The organism is Streptomyces glaucescens (genome assembly GCF_002154375.1).
Classification (GTDB): Bacteria; Actinomycetota; Actinomycetes; order Streptomycetales; family Streptomycetaceae; genus Streptomyces; species Streptomyces glaucescens.
Map to the genome: position 1 here is coordinate 1 of NZ_MUND01000066.1, position 20,197 is coordinate 20,197.

The 20,197-nt window shown below is 67.3% G+C and carries 20 protein-coding genes and 2 pseudogenes; 15 read left to right on the forward strand and 7 right to left on the reverse strand.

From position 1 onward, the window contains the following. Positions 1–334: 334 nt before the first annotated feature. Positions 335–1,684 carry an NsdA family TPR-like regulatory protein gene (locus CCN42_RS05230; RefSeq protein WP_086733310.1) on the reverse strand — a complete coding sequence of 450 codons (1,350 nt, stop codon included), beginning with the start codon at positions 1,682–1,684 and terminating at the stop codon, positions 335–337. Positions 1,685–1,936: 252 nt separating this feature from the next. Between CCN42_RS05230 and CCN42_RS05235 the strand changes: the two genes are divergently transcribed. The 9 genes from CCN42_RS05235 (at position 1,937) to CCN42_RS45595 (ending at position 8,765) form a co-directional block, all read left to right on the forward strand. After that, positions 1,937–2,248, forward strand: a complete 312-nt coding sequence (locus tag CCN42_RS05235; RefSeq protein WP_086733289.1) for a hypothetical protein — start codon at positions 1,937–1,939, stop codon at positions 2,246–2,248. Further along, positions 2,245–2,799, forward strand: coding sequence for a hypothetical protein (locus CCN42_RS05240; RefSeq protein WP_143661851.1), 555 nt, complete (start codon positions 2,245–2,247; stop codon positions 2,797–2,799). Before CCN42_RS05235 ends, CCN42_RS05240 begins: the two co-directional genes overlap by 4 nt. Positions 2,800–3,223: 424 nt before the next feature. Then, on the forward strand, positions 3,224–4,099 hold the full coding sequence (locus CCN42_RS05245) for a radical SAM protein (protein WP_086733291.1): 876 nt from the start codon (positions 3,224–3,226) through the stop codon (positions 4,097–4,099). 33 nt (positions 4,100–4,132) lie between these two features. Next, the gene (locus tag CCN42_RS05250) at positions 4,133–5,275 is read left to right on the forward strand and encodes a methyltransferase domain-containing protein (RefSeq protein ID WP_086733292.1); all 1,143 of its coding nucleotides are present in this window, start codon (positions 4,133–4,135) and stop codon (positions 5,273–5,275) included. Between the two features lie 46 nt (positions 5,276–5,321). Further along, positions 5,322–6,110 (forward strand): hypothetical protein, encoded by a 789-nt coding sequence (locus tag CCN42_RS05255; protein ID WP_086733293.1) that lies wholly within the window; start codon positions 5,322–5,324, stop codon positions 6,108–6,110. Between the two features lie 381 nt (positions 6,111–6,491). Then, a complete protein-coding gene (locus tag CCN42_RS05260; protein WP_245877159.1) occupies positions 6,492–7,463 on the forward strand; it encodes a D-alanine--D-alanine ligase family protein in 972 nt (323 codons plus the stop codon). 15 nt (positions 7,464–7,478) lie between these two features. After that, on the forward strand, positions 7,479–8,099 hold the full coding sequence (locus CCN42_RS05265) for a C39 family peptidase (RefSeq protein ID WP_086733295.1): 621 nt from the start codon (positions 7,479–7,481) through the stop codon (positions 8,097–8,099). After that, positions 8,092–8,463, forward strand: coding sequence for a glutamate ligase domain-containing protein (locus CCN42_RS05270; protein WP_339384456.1), 372 nt, complete (start codon positions 8,092–8,094; stop codon positions 8,461–8,463). Before CCN42_RS05265 ends, CCN42_RS05270 begins: the two co-directional genes overlap by 8 nt. Before the next feature lie 167 nt (positions 8,464–8,630). Next, the gene (locus CCN42_RS45595) at positions 8,631–8,765 is read left to right on the forward strand and encodes a hypothetical protein (RefSeq protein ID WP_281259471.1); all 135 of its coding nucleotides are present in this window, start codon (positions 8,631–8,633) and stop codon (positions 8,763–8,765) included. 22 nt (positions 8,766–8,787) lie between these two features. On the opposite strand, the gene CCN42_RS05275 is transcribed toward CCN42_RS45595, so the two are convergent. The 4 genes from CCN42_RS05275 to CCN42_RS05290 all read right to left on the reverse strand — a co-directional run bounded on the left by CCN42_RS05275 (position 8,788) and on the right by CCN42_RS05290 (position 11,971). After that, positions 8,788–9,552 (reverse strand): hypothetical protein, encoded by a 765-nt coding sequence (locus CCN42_RS05275; RefSeq protein WP_143661852.1) that lies wholly within the window; start codon positions 9,550–9,552, stop codon positions 8,788–8,790. 204 nt (positions 9,553–9,756) lie between these two features. Beyond that, positions 9,757–10,074, reverse strand: a complete 318-nt coding sequence (locus CCN42_RS05280) for a hypothetical protein (RefSeq protein ID WP_422641237.1) — start codon at positions 10,072–10,074, stop codon at positions 9,757–9,759. Between the two features lie 62 nt (positions 10,075–10,136). Then, positions 10,137–11,525, reverse strand: a complete 1,389-nt coding sequence (locus CCN42_RS05285) for a hypothetical protein (protein WP_086733298.1) — start codon at positions 11,523–11,525, stop codon at positions 10,137–10,139. Further along, positions 11,522–11,971, reverse strand: a complete 450-nt coding sequence (locus tag CCN42_RS05290; RefSeq protein ID WP_245877160.1) for a hypothetical protein — start codon at positions 11,969–11,971, stop codon at positions 11,522–11,524. The genes CCN42_RS05285 and CCN42_RS05290 overlap by 4 nt, the downstream gene beginning before the upstream one ends. Positions 11,972–12,592: 621 nt before the next feature. Here CCN42_RS05290 and CCN42_RS05295 point away from each other — a divergent pair. The 4 genes and pseudogenes from CCN42_RS05295 to CCN42_RS44185 all read left to right on the forward strand — a co-directional run. Then, positions 12,593–12,814, forward strand: coding sequence for a hypothetical protein (locus CCN42_RS05295; RefSeq protein WP_086733299.1), 222 nt, complete (start codon positions 12,593–12,595; stop codon positions 12,812–12,814). 8 nt (positions 12,815–12,822) lie between these two features. Continuing rightward, a complete protein-coding gene (locus tag CCN42_RS05300; RefSeq protein ID WP_086733300.1) occupies positions 12,823–13,239 on the forward strand; it encodes a hypothetical protein in 417 nt (138 codons plus the stop codon). Positions 13,240–13,584: 345 nt separating this feature from the next. Then, positions 13,585–16,290 carry a toll/interleukin-1 receptor domain-containing protein gene (locus CCN42_RS05305; protein ID WP_158102063.1) on the forward strand — a complete coding sequence of 902 codons (2,706 nt, stop codon included), beginning with the start codon at positions 13,585–13,587 and terminating at the stop codon, positions 16,288–16,290. Between the two features lie 168 nt (positions 16,291–16,458). Then, positions 16,459–16,746, forward strand: a pseudogene (locus CCN42_RS44185) (IS5/IS1182 family transposase); the annotation flags it as partial. 51 nt (positions 16,747–16,797) lie between these two features. Here the strand turns inward: CCN42_RS44185 and CCN42_RS05315 are convergent. Beyond that, on the reverse strand, positions 16,798–17,454 hold the full coding sequence (locus CCN42_RS05315) for a DUF2690 domain-containing protein (protein WP_339384457.1): 657 nt from the start codon (positions 17,452–17,454) through the stop codon (positions 16,798–16,800). 259 nt (positions 17,455–17,713) lie between these two features. Further along, a complete protein-coding gene (locus CCN42_RS05320; protein WP_086733302.1) occupies positions 17,714–18,097 on the reverse strand; it encodes a hypothetical protein in 384 nt (127 codons plus the stop codon). Positions 18,098–18,172: 75 nt separating this feature from the next. On the opposite strand from CCN42_RS05320, the pseudogene CCN42_RS41145 reads away from it, so the two are divergent. After that, positions 18,173–18,328, forward strand: a pseudogene (locus CCN42_RS41145) (IS5/IS1182 family transposase); the annotation flags it as partial. 431 nt (positions 18,329–18,759) lie between these two features. Further along, the gene (locus CCN42_RS05325; protein ID WP_086733303.1) at positions 18,760–19,473 is read left to right on the forward strand and encodes a hypothetical protein; all 714 of its coding nucleotides are present in this window, start codon (positions 18,760–18,762) and stop codon (positions 19,471–19,473) included. The last annotated feature ends 724 nt before the right edge of the window (positions 19,474–20,197 follow it).

Below are 20,197 nucleotides of genomic sequence, written 5' to 3' on the forward strand. Positions count from 1 at the left end.
CAAAGAGACAGAACCTAGCCGTGGCCTACCTGGGAATGCACGGGGAGCGCGTGACCACGAAGTTCGAGACGTGGCGTGAACTGATTGCCGACATCACCGCTCTGCGGCTCGACTCGTTCACCATCGCCGAGCGCCTGCGGGCCCTGCAGCTCCCCTGACACCTCACGTCTCCAGCCCGCGGCCCGCTTCGGGACCCGCGGGCCCGCTCGAGGTGCATCGGTACGGTCATCGGCAGCGGGGCCATTCCCATGTTGGAACCCGTACATCCCGAGATGGCCGTATCTTGGGTGGTGCCTCCGGGGTTTGCCGACAGCTCCTCCGGAGGCGCCTGCATTCAGGCCTTCGCTGCGGCGACCTCTCGAACTCGGCCGGCCAGTTCCTTCACCGCGCGGGCCTTGGCGTACGGGGCGAGAGCCTTGCGCATCGTGACAAAATGATCATCTCCGCGGACTGACGAGACGTGCTCGTATTCATCGAGGAACCGGCCCCACGACTGGCAAGCAGCGTCCAGGTAGCCGCCGCGCAGTTGCCGCTGGGCGAGCACCGCGTACGCGTGCACGCGGCCCTGCCGCTCCTGGGGAGGCTGCACGCGGATGGACTGCTTCATCGCCTTGATGCTGCCTTCGAGATCGCCCTCCTCCATCAGCACGTGCGAGACGTGGAAGAGGTAGGCGGTCTGGTCGTAGCCGCCGATCGCGTCGCGTCGGTTGTCCGCTTTCAACAGCGCCGTCTCGGCTTCATGCAGGCGCGCGTGGGCCTGGCGCCGGTCTCCGACCATGGACGCCGCGTGCGCCTGCTGACCGCGCAGGAATGCCACCAGGCGGGGACCGGCTGACGGTGCCGCCTCGGCCGCCGAGTCTGCCAACTCCAGCGACATCCGCCCGTGTCCAAGGTTCGATGCCTGAAGCGACATGCCGCGCAACGTGCGGCAGTAGGTGACGTGGTCACCCGCCTCGTTGGCGAGGTCCAGCGCCTTGACGTAGTACGTCTGTCCCAGACCATGCGCTTTCTCGTACATGGCCATCCAGCCCGTGAGATACGTCAGGTCCGACGCGGCCGCGAGCATGTCCCGCTTCACCTGCTCGGACGCCTGCGCCCTCAGCCACGGGCCGACAGTGTTCACGAGGAATGCGGCTGCCATGGGGCGAGCGTGACCGGCGCCGAACTCGTCGAGGATGTCCGCGATCCTCGTGGTCATGGAGCGCACCGAGGCGACTTGAGAAGTGCCGATCCGGGTCGTGGCCTTGCCTGGCGTGACCGGGTCGCTGGCCGCCCGCGCCTTCTGCTGGAACAGGGGCACCGGGAGCGCTGCCGAGAAAAGACTTGCGGCCAGTATTCCGCGACGGGATGGGTCCATGTCCGCCCTTCCGAGGTCGATCAATTCCTCGACAGTGTCGACTGGCTGGGAGCCCTTGACGGACACGGCGGGCTCTAGCCCGGCTTCCGCATGAGTCACCGGTCGCCCTAAGCGAGCAGACAGCGCCTCCAGGATCAGGGGCCTGACCTGTGGTTTGGGCGGCGTACCGGCAATCCAGTGCGCGACGGCCGTGCGGTCGTACGTGAGATCGAGGCCGGCCTGTCGACCGAGCCGGTTGACTTGCTGCGCTAACTGCGTGCGCGTCCATCGTGCCTGCTCAAGCAGCCTATCCAGCGCAGGGTTGGGCGTGCGTTTCCTCGAGGCCATGTACTCAACTCCCGACAGCTCCATGGCGTTCACGGTGTTCACGGTCCCACCTATCCCCAACGGTACCCGCAGACCGTAACCGCGCGATTACCTCTTACAAGCAAAGAGAACGATCTCGGAAAGAGCGGTGCCATAATGACCTCAGGAATGCCGACGCCGCCGGTCCCTGCGCACGAGCGAAACCGAAACGAGCGGGCCTGCCTCCATGCAGCGCAGAGGTCGACCGAGAGTTTCTGCGGCAGAGCGACCGTCGTGCTGTACGACCGCATCAACCTCGGCCAGAACCAGCAGGACGTAGTCGCCCGGCTGCGCCGCCACGCCGAGGCGCGTGACTGGGTGATCGTGGCAGAGGTGATCGAGTACGGGCCACCCGAGACGACGTCCCCGGCCGGCCAGGGATGGCAGACGGTCAGGCGACTCGTCGGCAACCGGCGGGCCATGGGGATCGTGACCACGTCCCGCCAGACGCTCGCCTCCGTGGACGGCCTGGACGAGTGGCTGCGTGAGCAGCGCACGTTCGTGTCCGAGACGGCGCCAGCGGCGGCTGGAGAGGCCGCGCGGTGACTGCCGGAACGCCAATGCCGCCGGTCCCCGCGTACGAGCGCACCCAGCAGGAGTGGGCCCGCCTGCATGCGGCGCAGAGATGGCTGGCCGAGGCCGCCACGGACCCCGAGGTGGCCGACCGGGAGTGGACGCAGCAGGGCGTAGCACTTCTGACTGCCGGGGTCACGTGGGACGCCGTGCGCGCGCCGTACAAGGCCCTCGGCCCGGGCCTCGACCACGAGACCACCTCGGATGTGCTGCGCCGCCTTCTGCATGACCTGCGGCTGTCCGGCCTTGCCTTCTGCGACCCGTACCGTCCGGCCTTGTACTTCCTCGTGCCACCGGGCACTGACCGGCGCTGGCCCGCCGACCTGGCCCCGCAGGAGGTCGAGTGCCTGGGCGGAACCGCGCCGTACATCTACCACCTGGGGGTGTCGCGCGTGGACCGGGTGGCGCCGCCTGGTCCGCACTGGCTGATGCCCCCGAACGGGGGCGACGGGCAAATCGAGCCGGAACTTCTGTACCGGACGCTGCGCGCGCGAACCTCTGAGATGAGACAGGTCGGCCAGTGATGCACCGAGATCCGTTAGGTAGCGCACTGGCTGCCGTGTGGGCCGCCGGGCACATCGCCGCCGCCACGCTCCTCGGCGTGACCGTCTACGACCAGGTCGGTCCTTCTGACGAGTCGACCGCCGCGGCGCCCGACGTTCCGCTGACCGACGACCCATCATCGACAACCTAAAGACGACGTCTGTCACCCACAATCTCCTGCTCGGCGGCCCGGATGACGGCCTGGCCGTCGAGCAGGCCCAAATTCCGGCGGGGGGACGAGCGTTCATCGTGTCCCCCACGGCGGCGTCACCGCCCCGCGCCGGGCCGGACGCGCCGGTCGGCCCTTCCCCCGAGGCTGGCCGGCGCGCCGGGCGGGCCCGCGAGCCGCGGCTCCCCTACCGCGTCCGCGGGCCCGCCCATCCCCCTCGAACCCAGGAGACCCACATGATCACCGTTCTCCCGGCCCCTTCCCAGCAAGCCCCGCGCCTGGGGTTCCTCTCGCTGGAACTCACCTCTCGATGCCAGCTCATCTGCCCGTCGCACTGCTATGCGCAGGCCGGCCCGACACAGGGCCACGGCAGCATGAGCGAGGGCGACTGGCGCCGCGTCATCGATGAGGCTGCCGCCCTCGGCACGGACACGGTGCAGTTCATCGGTGGCGAGCCCACCCTCCACCCGGGCTTCACCGACCTGGTGCACCACGCCCTGGGCGCCGGGCTGCGGGTGCGGGTCTACAGCAACCTCTTCCGCGTGCGGGCCGAGCACTGGACGCTGTACGCCCGCCCCGACGTGAGCGTGGCAACCTCGTACTACAGCGACGATCCCGACGAGCACGACCGCATCACCGGCCGGCACGGCTCCCACGACTCGACCCGTGCGAACTTGATCGAGGCCGTCCGCCGCAACATCCCGGTACAAGTCGCCGTCATCGACCGGGGCAACGGGCAGCGCGCGCAGCAGGCCCGCGACGAGCTGCTGCAGCTCGGCATCCGCGACGTCACGGTCAGCCCGGTGCGGGCCATCGGCAACGCCGCGGTGTCGTCCACGCTCCCGTCGACGACTGAACTGTGCGGACGGTGCGCGGACGAGAAGGCCGCGATCCTCCCGGACGGGCGGGTCGCCGTGTGTGAGATCGGCCGGTTCCTGACCGGCGGCAGCGTCAAGAGTGGTTCCCTGGCCGCGGTACTGCGCAGTCCCCGCTGGGAGCAGCTCGCCGCGAGCATCCCCCGCAGCGCGGGCCCGTGCCCGCCGGACTGCTCACCGAACGACGACTCCTGCGGACCGTCCAGCGGCGGCACGTGCGACCCCGCAGCGGGATGAGCGCCCAGTACGAAGACAAGGAGGCAACACCCGATGGATGAACCGTGGGAGAGCCACGCGCGCAGGCTGGCCGGCGCAGTGGTCCGGCCGGAATCGCGCTGGTACGAGCCGATCGCCACCACCCCGCGCCACCTGCTCGTGCCGCGCTGGTGGGTCAGGGGCGAGGGCGGTCGGCAGATCCGCGACGGCTCCAGCGACCCCGGCGCGTGGATGCGCGCCGCCTACAGCGACCAGACCCTCGTGACGCGGATCGGCCCGCTCCACGCCGATCACGCCGAGCCGGGGGCCGTCGCCCGAGGCAGGACGACATCGTCGTCCACTATGCCAAGCCTGGTGGTGACCATGTACCGGTACGCGTCGCTCGGCGACGGCTGCCGCACGCTGGTGACGACCGGCACCGGGTACGGCACCGCCCTGCTGTGCCGGCGGATCGGCGCGGACCACGTCACCAGCGTCGACGTCGACCCTTACCTGGTGGAGGCGGCGGCCGAACGGCTCAGCTCCATGGGGCTGCACCCGCACCTGGCCGTCGCGGACCTCACCGAGCCGCTCGCCGGCCAGTACGACCGGATTGTGGCCACCGTATCCGTCCCCTGTATCCCGGCCGGGTGGCTCACCGCGCTGCGGCCGGGCGGGCGCCTGGTCACGACGATCAGCAACACGGGCCTGATCATCGTCGCCGACAAGACCGACGACGGCGGCGCCGCTGGCCACGTCGCATGGGACCGAGCCTCGTTCATGGCCACCCGCTCCGGCGACGACTACCCGGCCTCCACGCTGGACGGCGTCTTCGACACCGCCACCACCGCCGACGGCGAGGTCACCGTGTCACCGCTCCCAGTGCTCGACGTGGCGCAGGCGTGGGAGGTGTGGTCGATGCTGACCCTGACCGCGCCCGGCATCGAGCACCACACCGACACCGCCGACGACGGCAGCCGGTTCACGTGGATGGCCCACCCGGACGGGTCCTGGGCCCGCGCCCGCACCGCGCGGGGCGAGCGCACGACGACCGTGCACCAAGGCGGCCCGCGCCGCCTGTACGACCTGCTCGAAGAGATCCGCTGGCGGTGGATCGAGCACGGCGAACTCCCCGTCTACGGGGCGCACGTCAGCATCGCGCCGGAGGGGACGATGACCCTCTCCCGCGGCCAGTGGTCCGCGACCCTCGGCGGATGAACGCCCTCCGCAAGCGTCTACCCACTCCTGAAGAGGACAGCCCAGCGTGCGCAGTGCCTGGCGGCAGCGGCCCGTCTACGACCGGAACGCACCGGAGCGGACCGGTCCCCTGGTGGTCAACTACGACCTGGACCAGCTCAAGGTCGGCGAGAACCTGGTCGTGACGGGTCGGAAGGACGGTTCTGACCTCCACGACCGGGACATCGCGCCCGGCGACGGCTGGTGCCGATCGGTGTACGCGCCAGAATGCGCCTGGCCCCGGGGCGCGCACCTGTGCGTACTGGTCGAGTGGCATCCGGACCGCGTCGTCGGGTCGGACTGGGATGCGCGTCTGACGACGGTGACCGCCGGTCTGCGCTCGCTGGGCTACGTCGTCGAACGAGCGGGCCGGCCGGTGGACCCGGCGCAGGACTTGCGGGCCACCCTGCTCGTCTACCGCATGGAGCCGGGCAGGACACCGCCCGACCGTCCAGCTGGCGCCTGGACGCACGTGCCGCCGCGCCCGCGCACATTCGACTGGCGGAACCTCACCCCTGCGGGCCAGCTCAGGAAGATGCTGCAGCAGTTCGAGGCCGCTCGGTACGGCCGGCGCCTGGTGGTGTGGGACATCGAGGGTGCCCTGTGGCCACCGGAGGCATCTGTCTGCGCCCGTCTGCGCTGGCAGCCGACGCCGGGCGCCGTGAGCCCGCAGATCTACGACGTGTTCCGCCGACTCGCCTCCGACCTGAGGAGGGTCGGCTACCGGACCCAGTTGCAGGAGCGCCCCATCCCTGACGCCGTGCAATGGGTCGACGTGCTCGTGTACCGGGAAGCCGACCCCGTCATCTTGACCTGACTTCTTCCCGGCGGGCTTGGTTGCCGACATGGCCCCCAGCTCTCGGGCAGAGCACCATCCCCAGCTGGAGGGGGCGTCCACCGACGTCCTCCCCATGTTGGGTTCACCAAGCAGCCGTCCAGCGCTCACGCGACGCCACGCCTCTGGTCCTGGACGGCTACCGGGCCGCGGCTCTGGCTCCCCTGGGTACGCCACTCCCCTGGGCGTACCGCCAGGGCTGCGGCCCATCCAGCACAGGATGACGCAGGAGACCAAGGCCTGCGTACGCCCCACGCAGCTTCGCGTGCGGCAAAAGACCCGACGCGGCGGCCCGCCCCTGCCAAGAAGCAGCCGCCGCGCCGAGAACACCACCGATGCATCTCGCGTTCGAAGGAGAATCGCGTGACACCAACGACGGTGCCGGACATCGCCACCTTACGGATCGGCGTCCTCTGTGGAGGCGACTCCCCCGAAAGACCCGGTTCAATCGCCTCCGGTGAGCATGCAGCCAAGGCGCTGGCCGACGCAGGGCTCACCACCGAGCTGATCGACATCGCGGAGACGCCGCCGTCCGCATTGGCGGACCGGATCGACGTGGCCCTCCTCGGCCTGCACGGGCTGCACGGAGAGGACGGCAAGGTGCAGGGAGCGCTGGAAGTCGCTGGCATGCCCTACACCGGGTCCGGCGTGCTGGCGTCCGCCCTGGGCATGCACAAGCCCACCTTCAAAAACCTCCTCACCTTCGCGCACATCGACACCCCGCACTGGACCGTCATCGACCCGAACATCTCGACGGAATCGACGCTGTCCGTCGTCCGCAACACCCTGGGCTACCCGGTGTTCGTGAAGCCCAGCTCCGGCGGCGGCAGCCTCGCCGCGGGCATCGCTCACGACGAGGCCACTCTCCGGCGGATGATCGAGGCCACGATCCACGACCCCTACTCCGAGTACATGGTCGAGGAGTACATCCCCGGAATCCCGTGCACCGTCGGCCTGATCGAGGCCAACGGCCGCCTGGTGACCCTCCCCGTCCACGACGTCGAGTCGAAAAACGCGTTCTACGACTACGAGGCCAAGCACAATCCCGACCTGCGCATCGAGCACTGCCCCTCCATCCTGCCTGCCACGGCCACCGAGTCGATGCAGTACATCGCCCGGCGGGTGTTCCGGATGATCGGCGCGCACGGCGTGCTCCGGGTCGACTTCATGGCGGGAGCCAACGGCCGCGTCACAGTACTCGAATGCAACACCCTGCCCGGTCTGTCGCAGCGCGGGAACCTGGCCACCATGGCGAAGGCGGGCGGAATCCCGTACCCCGTCCTGATGCAACACATCGTCAAGACCGCGTTCACCAAACCCGCCTACCTGCCGTAGGCAAGACTGGGGCGCATGAGCGTCCCAACCACCCGACACCGTGTCCCCTACTACTCGCAGTGGGAATCGCGGGACCTGGTCCCCGACTTCATCACCGGCCGGCTCGACGCGGCCGATGACCCGCTGTGGCAGAAGTCCGGCGCCGACAGCCCGCAGGAGTACGCGTTCTGGGCCCCGCGCATGTGCGGCGTCGCCTGCCTGCGGATGGCGCTGGACTTCTGGCGGCACCCGGTGCCCTCCTCCGTACCGCTCGTGCGGGAGCTGTGCGAGGCCGGCGCCTACCTCCGTGACGGGGACACGGTGAAGGGCCTGATCTACCAGCCGTTCGCCGAGCACGTGTCGGCCCGCTGGGGACTCGAAGCCCAGTCGGTCCCCGAGCTGCCCGCCACCCGCATCCCCGAGATCATCGCCAGCGGGCGCCTGGTGCTGCTGTCCGTACACAAGACGGTCCGTACCCCTGATGTCGATCCGCCGAGCAGGGGCGGGCACCTGGTGCTCGCCGTCGGCGCCAACGAGGAGAGCGTGATGCTGCACAACCCGTCCGGATTGCCCGGCGCCTCACAAGAGTTCGCGTCGGTCCCCTGGCCGCGACTCGACCGGTTCTATGCGGGACGGGGCGTGATCCTCGGTGCCTGAGCAGACCGACGAACAGCTGCCCGAGAAGGAGCCGGGAACCCGGCGGATCGCCGTGCTCGGCGAGATGCTGGAGCTGGGGGACGAAGCGCCGAAGGCTCATTGGGATGTTGGTCAGGAAGCGGGCAAACTCGGCGTCGATTTCGTCATCGCGGTCGGGCAGAACATGGCCAAGCAGCTTGCCCTTGGCGCCGCCGACGCTGGAGTGGACGCCGCCATCGTCGCCGACAATTCGACCGCCACGGAACTGCTTAGCAAGATGCTGCAGCCCGGAGACGTGGTGATCATCAAGGGATCGCGAGGCGGCATGCGGTGGCAGATCGCGCAAGCACTGACCGGCCAGGAGATCACCGGCATCCTCAGCTAGGCAGCCCCGACGAGTAGTCGCCATACCCGGAGGAGGCGGTGTGTAGGGGTCGGGGACTCCGGCGAAGTTAACGTTACGGATTCCACTACTGCCACGTCTGCCGTGCCGGATGCAGATCCACGGTCTGCTGGTGGAAGAACAGGCCAGCGATTGCTGGCTTCCGCGCCGTGGCCGCCCGCTTCGACAAACTGAGCACCCCGTCGATGGAAGCACCCGTCACGGGTGTTCAATCGATCTTTCAGGCATATGTCTTCCACGGCACGGTGACCGTCACCGCGTTCCGGCTGTGGCTCCGCTCCTGAGTCCTGCTCGCCTGGTTTCGGTTCACCGTGCCTGCCGCAGGACGGGGCGGTTGGCGGATGTGTACTCGTCCGCGATGTTGAACACGCTGGCGCAGCGTGGGCATTCGGCCTGGCCGAAGAGGTGGGCGATTCCGTCGGCGAGGGCTTCGTGCCCGTCGCGGACGGCCGTCTCGTGCATCCACCGGCCGGTGCCGGAGAGTGCCTCGGGAGACGCCGGCCGTAGGTCGCGACGGTCCACGTCGCCCAGGTGCCAGTCCCGGATCGCTGAGTAGCGTCCGTGGTCCCCGATAGCGATCGTCACTTCCGCGGCGCAGTGGGGGCAGGCCAGGTGGTAGAAGTCGTCCGTGAAGTCCCCCAGGACGGCTGCCCAGTGGTACTCCTCCTTGGCCGCGAGCGAATCGAGGAAGGTCGCGAGGTAGTCGGCCGGCCGCGCTTGCAGGTGCCGGTCCAGCAGCTTGCAAAACTCCGCGATCGCGTCAGCGCAGTCCGCCAGCAGATCGTCGCAGCCGTGGTGTCCTGCCGCGCGTCGCAGGATCGCTCCGGCCAGTCCACGCGCCCGTGCGCTCTTCGAGGCGAGACGCACCAGGCGCGGCAGGGCGGCAAAGCTGGCGGGGAAGACGAGGTCGTGTTCGAGGACCAGCCGGTACCCCATCTCCTCCCATGCGTCGGCGCTGTCCTCCACCTCCACCCGTTCTAGAAGCACGGGAACGCGATCGACATCCCCGTAGCAGTCGTGCATCTGCGTCCAGTTCACCACCTTGGCATTAAAGCGCCCCATGGCAGCCACAGGGTGGATCCTCTGTTCCTGACCCACCGGACCGGCCCTAGTAGTCCTTCGCTAGGTTCCGGTTGACTTACCGGGTGGCCATTCAGAGGCGGGGGCTGAGGTGTCGGAGCCCTTTTTAGCCTGCACCACTGGCACACCGCCCGGCAGCAAGCCGAGAGGGAGCGCGCCGGTTTCGTGACCACAGCGCCTGCACCGGCCGATCGCTCATGACCCACTGGACACCCACCGCACTACCGCCGCCACGCCCAGCATCACAGCCGGTACCGTCCACGGCCACCGCATCACCCGCCGCACGGAGGGCGCCAGCCACAGCGCTCCCACCGCGCCTGCCGAAACGACGGCCAAACCACAGGCCAGTTCGATCCCGCCGTACGCGGCCTGGTCCCAGTCGCCGTCCGGACGGGTGATGATCGCCAGCCAGAGGAAGAACGCCGACGCCAGGGTCAGCAGCACCACCGGAACGGCGAGGATCACGCGGAGCAGGCGGCGGTCGTCGTCGGGGTGGTGCGGGCGGTCGTCCACCGGGTGACGGGATTGGCTGCTCTTCTGCTTGTCGCCGGTGTGCGAGGGTTTCGAGGACTGCATCAGCGGATCGCGTTCCTTGCCTGGTCGAGGTGATGGGCGAAGTCGCGACCATAACGTTGTGCCTGGTCGTTCTCCCAGTACGGTCCCCCGTTGTACCGTGCGGCCAGCTCCTGTTGCTGCTCCACAGTCATTTCCTCCGGGGGTACGTCGGCGAAGTCGCTCTCGGCCTTGAGCTGGGCGAGGTACTCGGTGGCGATGAAGATGTTCTGTCCCGGGTCCTGGAGCGCCTTCTCCACCATGGCTCGCTGCTGGTCGGTGAGGTTGTCCGGGTCGTAGCCGAGCACCTCGGCACCACGCCGTACCTGGATGGCGATCGGTCCGAAGGACGTCTCGTCAGGGTGGCCACCCAGCCGTGACGGCAGGTTCTCCGGCCCGATGGGGCTCAAAGGGGAGTGCGCCTGTTCCCGGATGGTGTCGGTGATGTCGTCGAGCGGGCCGGGCTGGCCTGCGATCTCCTTCCAGGCGATGCCCGCCACCATCGACGGCGGCAGCCCGGAGTTGTGCGCAGCGGCCTTGATGATGTCCTTGTTGGCCCGGATCCACTCGGTTTTCTCCTGGTCACCGGAAGGCGGAATCCAGTAGCTGTCCGTCGCGCCTGGCAGTGAGGCGAGCTGCATCCGGATGTTTTGGAGCGTCGGGGAGACCAGCTCCTGCCCGGCCGCCGGGTAGTAGTCCTGCTTGGGACCGCTGCCCAGTAGTCGGGTCGCCGGGTTACTGCCGGCCTCGGTCGCCTCGCGCCGGAGGTCGGGCATGGCAGCGGCGACGTCCACCCGTTCGGTGAGGAATACCTGAAAGTCCGGCACCAGGTCGTACGCCTGCTTGAGCTCGTGGACGCAGAGGCCGCGGGCCTCCTGCTCGGTGGTCCGCGCGAGGTTGAAGTCGCCGCCCGCCGCGTCGTGCAGCCGGTCGGCCTCGTCCCGGATGTCGTCGACGTCCATGGTCAGCTCCGCGAAGAAGTCCAGGACACCGGTGGTATCGCGCATGTCCTCCCATTGCCGCATTGGCTCGGCCTCCTGAGCCGTGCGGGTGATCGCGGTGCCTTTGGTGTGGATCAGGTCCGCAAGGGCTTGCTCGTTGACCAGGCCATTGGAGTAGTACGCCTTCGCCAGCGTCAGTGCCTCCGCGTAGCGACGCAGCGCGCCCGCGGCGTGCCCGTAGGCCTCGGCGAGCTCGTCGACCAGACGGCGGCCCTCGGTGAGCCTGGCCGTGTAGTTCGCGCTGCCCTCGCTGCGCCACTCGGTGTGCTTCTCCGCCCGCTCCGCCGCAGGAGCGACAGCCGTCAGAAGAGCCTGGATACGACGAAGTTCATCCGCGTTGCGCTCCACCAGCGGCGGATTGCAGTTCTCCAGGAACTCGACGTCCTTGCGGTAGCTCAGTCCGTCGCTCATCGGGTCCCCGGCGATACGTATCGGCCGTCGAGCACGGCCGCCAGGAACCGTCGGGCGGTTTCGTCCTCGATCGCCGCGAAGTCCCCGCCGACCGTCCGCAGACGGGTCGACAGTGCCGCGAACAGGGCCATGGTGTCCATGAACTGGTCCTCAGCGAACTCGGCGAAGCGCTCGACTTGACGTGCCACGTCACCGTGCGTCCTGGGTTGCCGCGCCATGGTAGTCAGCTCGGCGTCCGGGCGCCCTTCGTGGAGAAGCCCGGCGATCTCCACGAGCAGGTTGGCATTCCCGTTGATGGAGTCCGCCTTCGCCACCAGATCCACGCCCGTGGCGACCGGCGCGCCTCCGCCGGAGTCCGCCGGCAGTTGGTTGAGCCGCATGCCGCCCTCGGCCTGCCGTGCCAGCGCATCGGCTTTCAGCTGCGCCCATTCCTGCTCGAAGGACACCCCGTCTCCTTCTGTTCCGTCCGTGTCTCGTCATTGTCTATTCACGTTCCGTGGACCGGAACGGGTCTGAGGGCGAGTGGAGAACCGCCGCCGGTCAGCTCGCCAAGATGCCGGACGTGGGCGTCTTCCCCGCTTCTCCCGCCTTGGGTACACGCCGGTGCCGCGCCGCAACTCAGAGCGTCTATGGACTTGGCAAGGCGGACCGGGACTCTCACGTGGTTCTGGCCGGGCAGTTGTTGCTCGCGCGGCACACGGAGGACCCCGTGCCATTCAACAACTGGCTGCAGGACGGCTCGGCATGCTTCCCTGCCGCCCCGGTGAAATTGCGCTGCTGGGCATAGCTGCGGACGACGTCGTAGAGCCGGCCTTGACGCTGCGTTGCGGAATGTGGCCACTACAAGCAGGCCTGCTGTGACCTCGTCATCGGGACTTGACACACGAGCTCACCCCGATGCTTTGGGAGAGGTGAGCTTATAGGAGCGCAGGGGCTGGTGCTCCCCTGTGCGCCCATGCCTCAACCTACGTGCAGCCAGGGCCAGTAAACGAGTGAGCAGGCGACCGCGGCTGCGCTACGGTCTTCATTAACTCACGTTAGTTCACGTTCGTCGTAAGGGGAGGATCATGACCGCACGCCGTCTGTCGAAGCCCTGGCGTCTCGTCGTCTCGTCGCCCGACGGCCCGATCTGCAGGCCTCAACACTCAGAGGCTGCTGCCCGGGACGCCGCGGAGTCGGAGAAGCAGACCACCACCGCTGACCGCATCATCGTGCAGAAGTGGGACGATGGCCGCTGGGACGAGTGGCTGCGCTGGGTCCGCACCGACAGCACCTGGCACGCCAAGTAGGAGGCACCATGCGCATCACCGTTACGGTCGATGACCCCACGCCCGAGTTTCAGGGCAAGCTCCTCGCTCTCCTGGCCGACCACGCCCCAGACGTCGAAACCGACACGGCCTGGACCGAGGAACGCGCCACCCAGTACTACCGGATGCTGCCCGCCCGGGCTCGACGCATCGTCAAGGAAGCCGTGCAACGGGGCGGCATGGTTCCAGCCGACGCCCTCCGCGACAAACCCGACGACAGCCTGCGCGGCCACAGCGCGCCGCTCAGCCGAATCCTCCAACGCGGCAAGATGCTCAAGCGCTGGCCCGAGGCTATGAAGCAGCCGGTAACGGGAGTCGGGCCCGGCTTTGGAAAGGTTGAGGGATACGAGATCTCTGCCGACCTCATCACCGTGTTCAAGGCCGCGATCCGCAACGTAGAAGGGTGAGGCCACCGAACTGGGCAGCCGCGAGAAATACGTCCTGTCGAGATCGGCAACGTCGATGGGGGCTCTCCCGGCGGTGGGAGTCGAGTAGGACAACAGGTGGCTGTTCATGTGGATCAGGATGAAGACGAGATGCCGCCGTGGCCGATGACATCATCGCCGGTGTGTAGAGCTGCGAGGTCGATCCGGCGGTCGGCCTCGCTCAGGCTGCCGAGGCAGGTGCTGCCCTCCAACTGGTGCCGCTAGAGGTTCGTCTAACCCGATGCGTGGCTGTCCCTCTACGGCACGATGTCCAGACAGTTGTCGTGCGCGAGTCCCCGGGGCAGCCGGGAGGGGAGGCATAGCGAGATGCTCGACGAGCCCGAGCTCATCTTCGTGCATCACGCAGGACACCCAGACGATCAGTGGGCGGAGTGGGTCGCGTGGCAACTCGAAGAAGCCGGCTACCAAGTCGAGTTGGAACTATGGCATTGGCGAGCTGGTGACGATGTCGTCACGAGGATGAACGCGGCATTGGAACGTGCCTCTGCGCTCGTAGCTGTGATCTCGCCGCACTACTTCGAACCTGAGCGCAACACTGAGTTCGTGTGGGGACCAGTGGTCGGTCGCCGCGGTCGGCTGATCCCGGTGGTGATCCGGCCGCTTGAGAATCACCTGCCGGCGATTTTGTCCTCCCGCCTTGCCGTGGAACTGCACGGGCTCGATGAGGACGCCGCAACGCGGGCGTTGATCCAGGCTGTGAAAGGTTCCAGTCCACCGCATTCGCGACCTGACTATCCCCCAAGGATCCCGAACCGGCGGCAACCCCGCTACCCTGGCAAGTCTGCCGACCGTCTGACCACAACGCAGGATAACGCGGACCGGAGCGGTGGGCAGATAACAAGAACAGCTCCCGTAGGACTACTTGCCGGCGACCGTGGTCACAGTGTGGACCACGTCCCTCGTCACGAGGCCGTTCACAGGCCGCCGCGACAGGACTGGGCCGCAGAGCCTCTCGGACGCCCCATCAGAGAACTCGACCCGTACCAACTTGAGGTCCACCGTGCGATTGAAGTGCGGGGCGCTCAGGGGTTGCCTGCCTATCTGGAGCGCCAACACGACAAGCGGCTGCAAGCCGTCGTCGCCCAGGCTGTCGCAGGGAAGAGCCAGTTCGTCATGCTGGTCGGGACCTCGTCGTCGGGAAAGACCCGTTCGTGCTACGAAGCTCTGCGGCTCTTGCCTGATGACTGGCGTCTATGGCACCCCTACAACCCCGACCGGCGCCGCGCGGTGCTGGCCGATCTCGAGCACGTTGGGCCGAAGACGGTGGTGTGGCTCAACGAGGCGCACCACTATCTGCTTGACTTTGAGCACAGCGAGGCCATCGCTGCGGGGCTTCGTTCCCTGCTCAGCGATGACGGTCGCGCGCCAGTCCTCGTTCTGGGCACCATCTGGCCCGGTCCTGGCTACTTCGATGAGCTGCGCAGCAAACCGCCGCTGCTCACGGCTGTGCAAGCTGGACTTCCCGAGCCGGCTGTTCAGCGAGATCCTCTCTCCCAAGCCCGGCTCCTAGTGGTCGGTCATGAACTGCATGTGCCGACCTCCTTCTCACCTGAAGAGGTCGAGCGGCTTAAGCAGTCGAGCGATCCCAGGCTCGTCGATGCGGCTCAGTCCGCCCGCGACGGCATGGTCACCCAGTACCTGGCAGCTGCTTTCGAGCTCGTCGCGCTCTACAACCACGCTTCTCCAGCTCAGAAAGCTCTTCTAGATGCTGCGGTCGATGCCCGACGTCTTGGGCATCCCGAACGCCTGCCTCTCCCCTTTCTGCTCGACGCGGCAGAGGCCTACCTGACGGATACTGAGTGGGACTTGTTGCCGGACAACTGGCACCAGCTCGCACTCGCCCAGCTGGCATCACCCGTCAAAGGGGTGCAGGGTCCGCTCTATCTGGCGAAGCGTCCCCGAGGCTCGTACGCCATCGATGAACCAGCGCCCGAGCCCGCCTACAGGGTGGCTGATTACCTCTTGGACCACCTCCGTGCGGTGCGGCGCACACAGCCCGTTCCCGCACTGTTCTGGCAGGCTGCCTTACGTCACTGTGCCGGACAAGCCGCGAAGGACTTGGCGGTGGCAGCTGCAGCACGCGGTCTCAAGCAAGTGGCTTGCCTGCTGTGGGCGCAGGCTGGTGAGTTTTCTGAGGTCGGCCGCCAACTCGTGGAGGCCTATCGCCTCGACGATGCTCTGCCCTGGTTCAAGGAGGCCTACGTGTCAGGCGATCTCAGGGCTGTCGGCACAGCCGTGGAAGAGCTTGTGCTGGCGGACCGAGACGATGACGCCGCTGCCTGGTGTGAAGCCCTTCCCGGCGTGACAACCGCCGAGGCAGCGCGATGGGCCGCAGAAGCCATGGCTAAAGCAGGTCACATTGACGTCGCGCTCCCATGGTTCGCACGAGCTGCCGACAACGGTGACACCAGCGCATGCCTGTCCGCAGCGGAGGCCCTGGCGGACAGCGGACGCAGGACCGAGGCACTCCCCTGGTTCGAACGTGCAGCCATGGCCGACGACTCTCATGTCGCCGATGTCGCAGCTGAATGGCTGTCCGTGATCAATCTCCCATCCGGCAGGCATCGTCTCGGGACACGGCCCGAACCGACTGAAAGTGCCCGTATTCATAACAACCTACCTCTGGGAGAGGTGTCGCAATGGGCGAATCATGCCTTCCGCCAACGTCAGCCTGTCGCGGCACTGGTCAGGGCGCAGCAGTTGGTGAGGCAGGGGCAGTTGGAGCAGGCGTTGAGCGAGGCGGAGAAGGCGGCCGCAGAGGGTGAGATGAGCGCCCTGTACTGGGCAGGGCAACAGCTCGCTGATGTCGGACGGTGGACCGAAGCCTTCACCTGGTGCAGGCGCGCTGTAGCCGCCGGCAGTGAACTTGCTGCCCATCTTGCCATCGTCTGCCTTGAAGAACTCGGCCGAGATGATGACGCCCAACACCTGGAGCAGTTTGGATGGACTGCTGAGGGTGGTATCGCTGGCCCATGGCCGCTACATCCGACGGCTTCGGCTGAGAATGAGTAGGACGAGGCTGCGGGTGGCTCCCTCTATGAGGGATCTGCACCGGGCCCCCTGAACCGACAGCGTTACCGCACGCCGCAGCCCTTTTCGCGTATTGCACTATGCGCCCCGCCGGAAGAACGCCGTCTCACGGCTGGTCTACCGTTCGTATAAGCCAGCGCTGGAACCGTTAAGGCGTGGGAGCTGTCCGGTGCGAAGTCGGCTGTCCGCCGCACCGTGGTCATCGCCGACGCCGGCTACCGAGCGGTCGGCGTGGTCATCCGGCACCGCTGCGGACGCGGCCAGTGCTGAGTGGCCGACCTGGAAGGAACACAATGCCTCTCACCACGAGGTCCGCGCCCGCGTCGACCACGTCTTCGCCCGCATGAAAGTTCTCCGCGGCTGCCGGCTGGAGGGCGACCGGCGTCCAAAACGCCGTGCTCAATATCGCGCCTGCACAACCTCAATATCGCGGGGTGACCCAACAAAGCGGGTCACCCAGCACGGCAGAGATCATCTACGGGACAACGCTTAGTACCACTTCTTCGTGCACGCCCAACTGCCGCCGGCGCCGTCGTAGTGCTCCACGCAGGGGCGGGTGGCGAGGCTGGCGTTCACCATCGTGGTGTAGGCCGCGTAGTTCGGAGACGCGTTGAACACGTAAGGGCTGCCGTTCCTGACGTCCAGCTTGCCCCTCCAGTTGGAGTTCGCAGCGGATTCGAAGCGCGCCCATACAGCGTTGCACTTCTTTGAGTACCGCATCTGAACGGCTGGTCCACCACCGGCCGACCGGGCTACCGCACCTGAGGGGGTGACAGCGTCCTTGGCGCAACCCGTCGCGTTGGGGTTCTTGCCGTTGCAGGACGCCCCCTTGCAGGCGGGTGGTGCCGCGGCTTGTACGGAAGCCTCGGCTGGAGCGGTCACGCCCAGCGCCAGGACAGCGAGAGTGCTTGCCAGGAGACGAGGAAGCCGGTGAGTAGCCAAGGAGACCCCTTTCGTGCGCTGTACTGGGGTACAGCGCGTCGCGTTCAGGTTCACGCGGTAGGTGATAGCCAGCATGTACGCCGTGTAGACCAGGGTGGGGTGCTGATCACCGCAAAGAGTGGCCGCGTCCCAAAACTTGGTGTGGTGGGTGACCCGGCTGAGAGGTGACAGCCGGGGCGTCGAGTTGACGGCGGGCCTGCGCATCCCAACTGATCGTCATCTTCATGCCGCAGCCGTACGGCTGGTCGTGGCGGCACCTATGCTGATCTGCCCTTGAGCGTGGACAGTCGGCTCGTCCCACACCCGTGAGGGAAGGCGTCCGCAGTGACGTGCGCGCTTCCCGAGCCGATGCTTTCCCTCCCCTGTGGACCCCCCTGCCCTGCTCGCCTTCCTCTGGGCAACCGCTGGTCCAAATGAAACTGCCTGAAGACTTGTCCCGTAGGTGGTTCCGTGGTCGGTGGCTTCAGAGGAATAGCAGTGGAACGTCCTTCTCGATACAGAGCCGCAGAACGCTCGCTAACTGGCGTGCGTCCTTGATGTGCTGCTGGAGGATCGGGTGGCCGCCTTCCCGTGCCCACTGTTCAGTGATCGCCTCCAGCCGGACCAGCATCGACGCGCACTCGGTAGGTGAGATGTCGTCACCGCCGGCATCCGAATGATCGAGGAGTGGCTTCAGAGCGGTGGACACGTCGCTCCACGGCCGCTCGCCGCCGTAACCCCACATCTGAGAGAGGACGAACCCCTCAGCCTCGGCCAGACGCCGCCGGAACCCGGCAAAGCCGCTGTAGGACCAGGAGACATCTGGACTGCTGTTGTCTCCATCCCCCGGGAAAACAACCAGCCCCATGTGCCCTCCTCCCAGCTTGCCCAGCACACAGGATCGAGGGCATGGGGCAACGTCGGCAACTGAAATGAGCTTGGCGTGGCTGGTGTGATCACGGCGTCGGAGCAGTCCTGTATACCCTGCTCACCGGGCTGAGCCCGCGGGCTTTCGCCAAGCTGGGGACGACTCTGCGGCGCGAGGGTGCGGACGCGGTCCGCAGGGGCCCGGCCGTGCAGCCTTCGCGTGGAGGATCGGCCCTGCTGGTCGCAAGCTGCGGTCGAGCCCGCTGCGACCGCGCGGCCCGTCCGCCGGTGACTGCTTGGCGGCGCAGGCAGGGCGTGACTGCAGATTCGCCAGCGACGGCTATGGCACTGCTGCATCGACCCGGCCTAACGGGCTGACCAGTGGGGAGGGTGCTCGGTCCATGCTCGTGCCGCACCGGCGAAGTCATTACGCCGTAATAGGGGCTCCTGCTGCCCCATTCCAGCTACAGTCAGCGGGATCTCACCATCCCCCGGGCGTTCAGCCGTCACCTGCAAGGTACCCTCGTGGGTGATTCACAGAATGTGAATCACCGTCTCTGAGGCAGACTGGACCCCATGCCCCGTTCTGCCCGGAAGTCGCCGGACCCTACAAAGCCCCTGGTCAGAGCATCGAAGCGGGTCGGCCACCTTGATACAGCAGCGATGATTGGTGAGCTTCGTCAGCTACACGAAGAGGCTGAGGACCAGCACATCGGCCGGATGCCGACCGACGACGAGCTCTATGGAGCCCTGCTCTATCTGGAAGTCAACGCCCGCGCGCTGAGGAGCGAGACGGCACGCCGTCGCGCCGCGATCACACGGGTGCTTCTATGGGAGTACCTCCGCGAGCAGGTCGACCTCCACCAAGCCCGGGCCATCGAAGATGCTCGTGCCGCACAGGTGGAATGGGCGGAGCTGGCCCCTGCCCTCGCCGTCAACGCGGCCAACGCCGCCTACAACAAGGCGAAGCGTTTGCGGGCTGTCACTCTCGTGGACGAGCCGCACAGCGACCGGCCTGTGCGCCGCACGCCCGAGGCCGTGCGTGAAGCTGAGCGGAAAGCCGCTGCCCGAGCTGCTGCTGAGCGCCGCGCCCAAGAGGAGGCCGCCCGTCGGCACGCCTTGCTGGAGCCCGTGGCACAACGTCTGATCAAACATCGCACTGGCCTCGATGATGACGAGGACATCACCTTTTGGCTGGACCAGATCGAGGCCGTACTTCCCAGCTGCCACACCCCGACTCAACTGCTCAGCCTCAAGACCTATGTCGAGGCTCTCGTCCGCGAGGCGCGGAGTATCGAGCGCAGCACCGCTCAGCCAGCCGCGACGACTGCTGAGGCGCGGCAGGCCCTCCAAGCGGCTACCGAGCTGGTCAGTTGACGCAGTCCCTGCTGAACCCTGGGTCCTAGTGTGCTGTTCCGGGACCTTGGTGACGCGCGTGCTGGATGCTTGACGAGGTGAGGGGGATGTTCGGGAATCCAGTCGCCGGTCGTGTGACTCACCTGCGATGGTGTCCGGCATGGATTCCGAGCCGCGTACTGATCTCGCTCGTCACCATGACCCAGGGGTTCCGTTGGCCCGGTTCGCGGGTCAGATGCTTGTGATCTGTCCGCGTTGCGGAGGCCGCGCTCTCGTGACCCCCCGGCCAGGCATTTCTGAGCTCAAGTACTACACCGAGCTCTTGTTCCAGCCGCGTCGTCTGACTTGTGGAGGGTGCGGTGCCGTCGCCGACTGGAGCCCTGAGGTGCGAGGGGCTGGGCTGGTCGGCGTGGTGCTGGCTGGTAGTGAGGATCCGTTCTTCCAGCGGCCTCTGTGGCTGCAGACCCGTTGCGTCCGTCAGATCTTGTGGGCCTACAACGAGGAGCCCGTGGTCGAGCTGTCCGACCATGTTGGCGCGCAATTGCGAGAGCGTGGCGGCGTACGGCCGACGAGGGCGATGTTCGCTCGGCTGCCGACGTGGATGAAGAGGTCGGACAATCGCTCGGAGGTGCTGGCCGGCCTGGAGACACTGCGGGAGCTGACCAAACGGACGGCACCGGCCGACCGCTCCGATGTCGCGCACGGGCGCGGTGACCGCCCACGAGCCCACAGGTGTATGCACTTC

Coding starts and splice junctions, on each gene's coding strand:
- CCN42_RS05230 (WP_086733310.1), bottom strand. CDS start 1,684: ATGGCCTCGAGGAAACGCACGCCCAACCCTGCGCTGGATAGGCTGCTT.
- CCN42_RS05245 (WP_086733291.1), top strand. CDS start 3,224: ATGATCACCGTTCTCCCGGCCCCTTCCCAGCAAGCCCCGCGCCTGGGG.
- CCN42_RS05250 (WP_086733292.1), top strand. CDS start 4,133: ATGGATGAACCGTGGGAGAGCCACGCGCGCAGGCTGGCCGGCGCAGTG.
- CCN42_RS05265 (WP_086733295.1), top strand. CDS start 7,479: ATGAGCGTCCCAACCACCCGACACCGTGTCCCCTACTACTCGCAGTGG.
- CCN42_RS05285 (WP_086733298.1), bottom strand. CDS start 11,525: ATGAGCGACGGACTGAGCTACCGCAAGGACGTCGAGTTCCTGGAGAAC.
- CCN42_RS05295 (WP_086733299.1), top strand. CDS start 12,593: ATGACCGCACGCCGTCTGTCGAAGCCCTGGCGTCTCGTCGTCTCGTCG.
- CCN42_RS05300 (WP_086733300.1), top strand. CDS start 12,823: ATGCGCATCACCGTTACGGTCGATGACCCCACGCCCGAGTTTCAGGGC.
- CCN42_RS05305 (WP_158102063.1), top strand. CDS start 13,585: ATGCTCGACGAGCCCGAGCTCATCTTCGTGCATCACGCAGGACACCCA.
- CCN42_RS05315 (WP_339384457.1), bottom strand. CDS start 17,454: ATGCGCAGGCCCGCCGTCAACTCGACGCCCCGGCTGTCACCTCTCAGC.
- CCN42_RS05320 (WP_086733302.1), bottom strand. CDS start 18,097: ATGGGGCTGGTTGTTTTCCCGGGGGATGGAGACAACAGCAGTCCAGAT.
- CCN42_RS05325 (WP_086733303.1), top strand. CDS start 18,760: ATGATTGGTGAGCTTCGTCAGCTACACGAAGAGGCTGAGGACCAGCAC.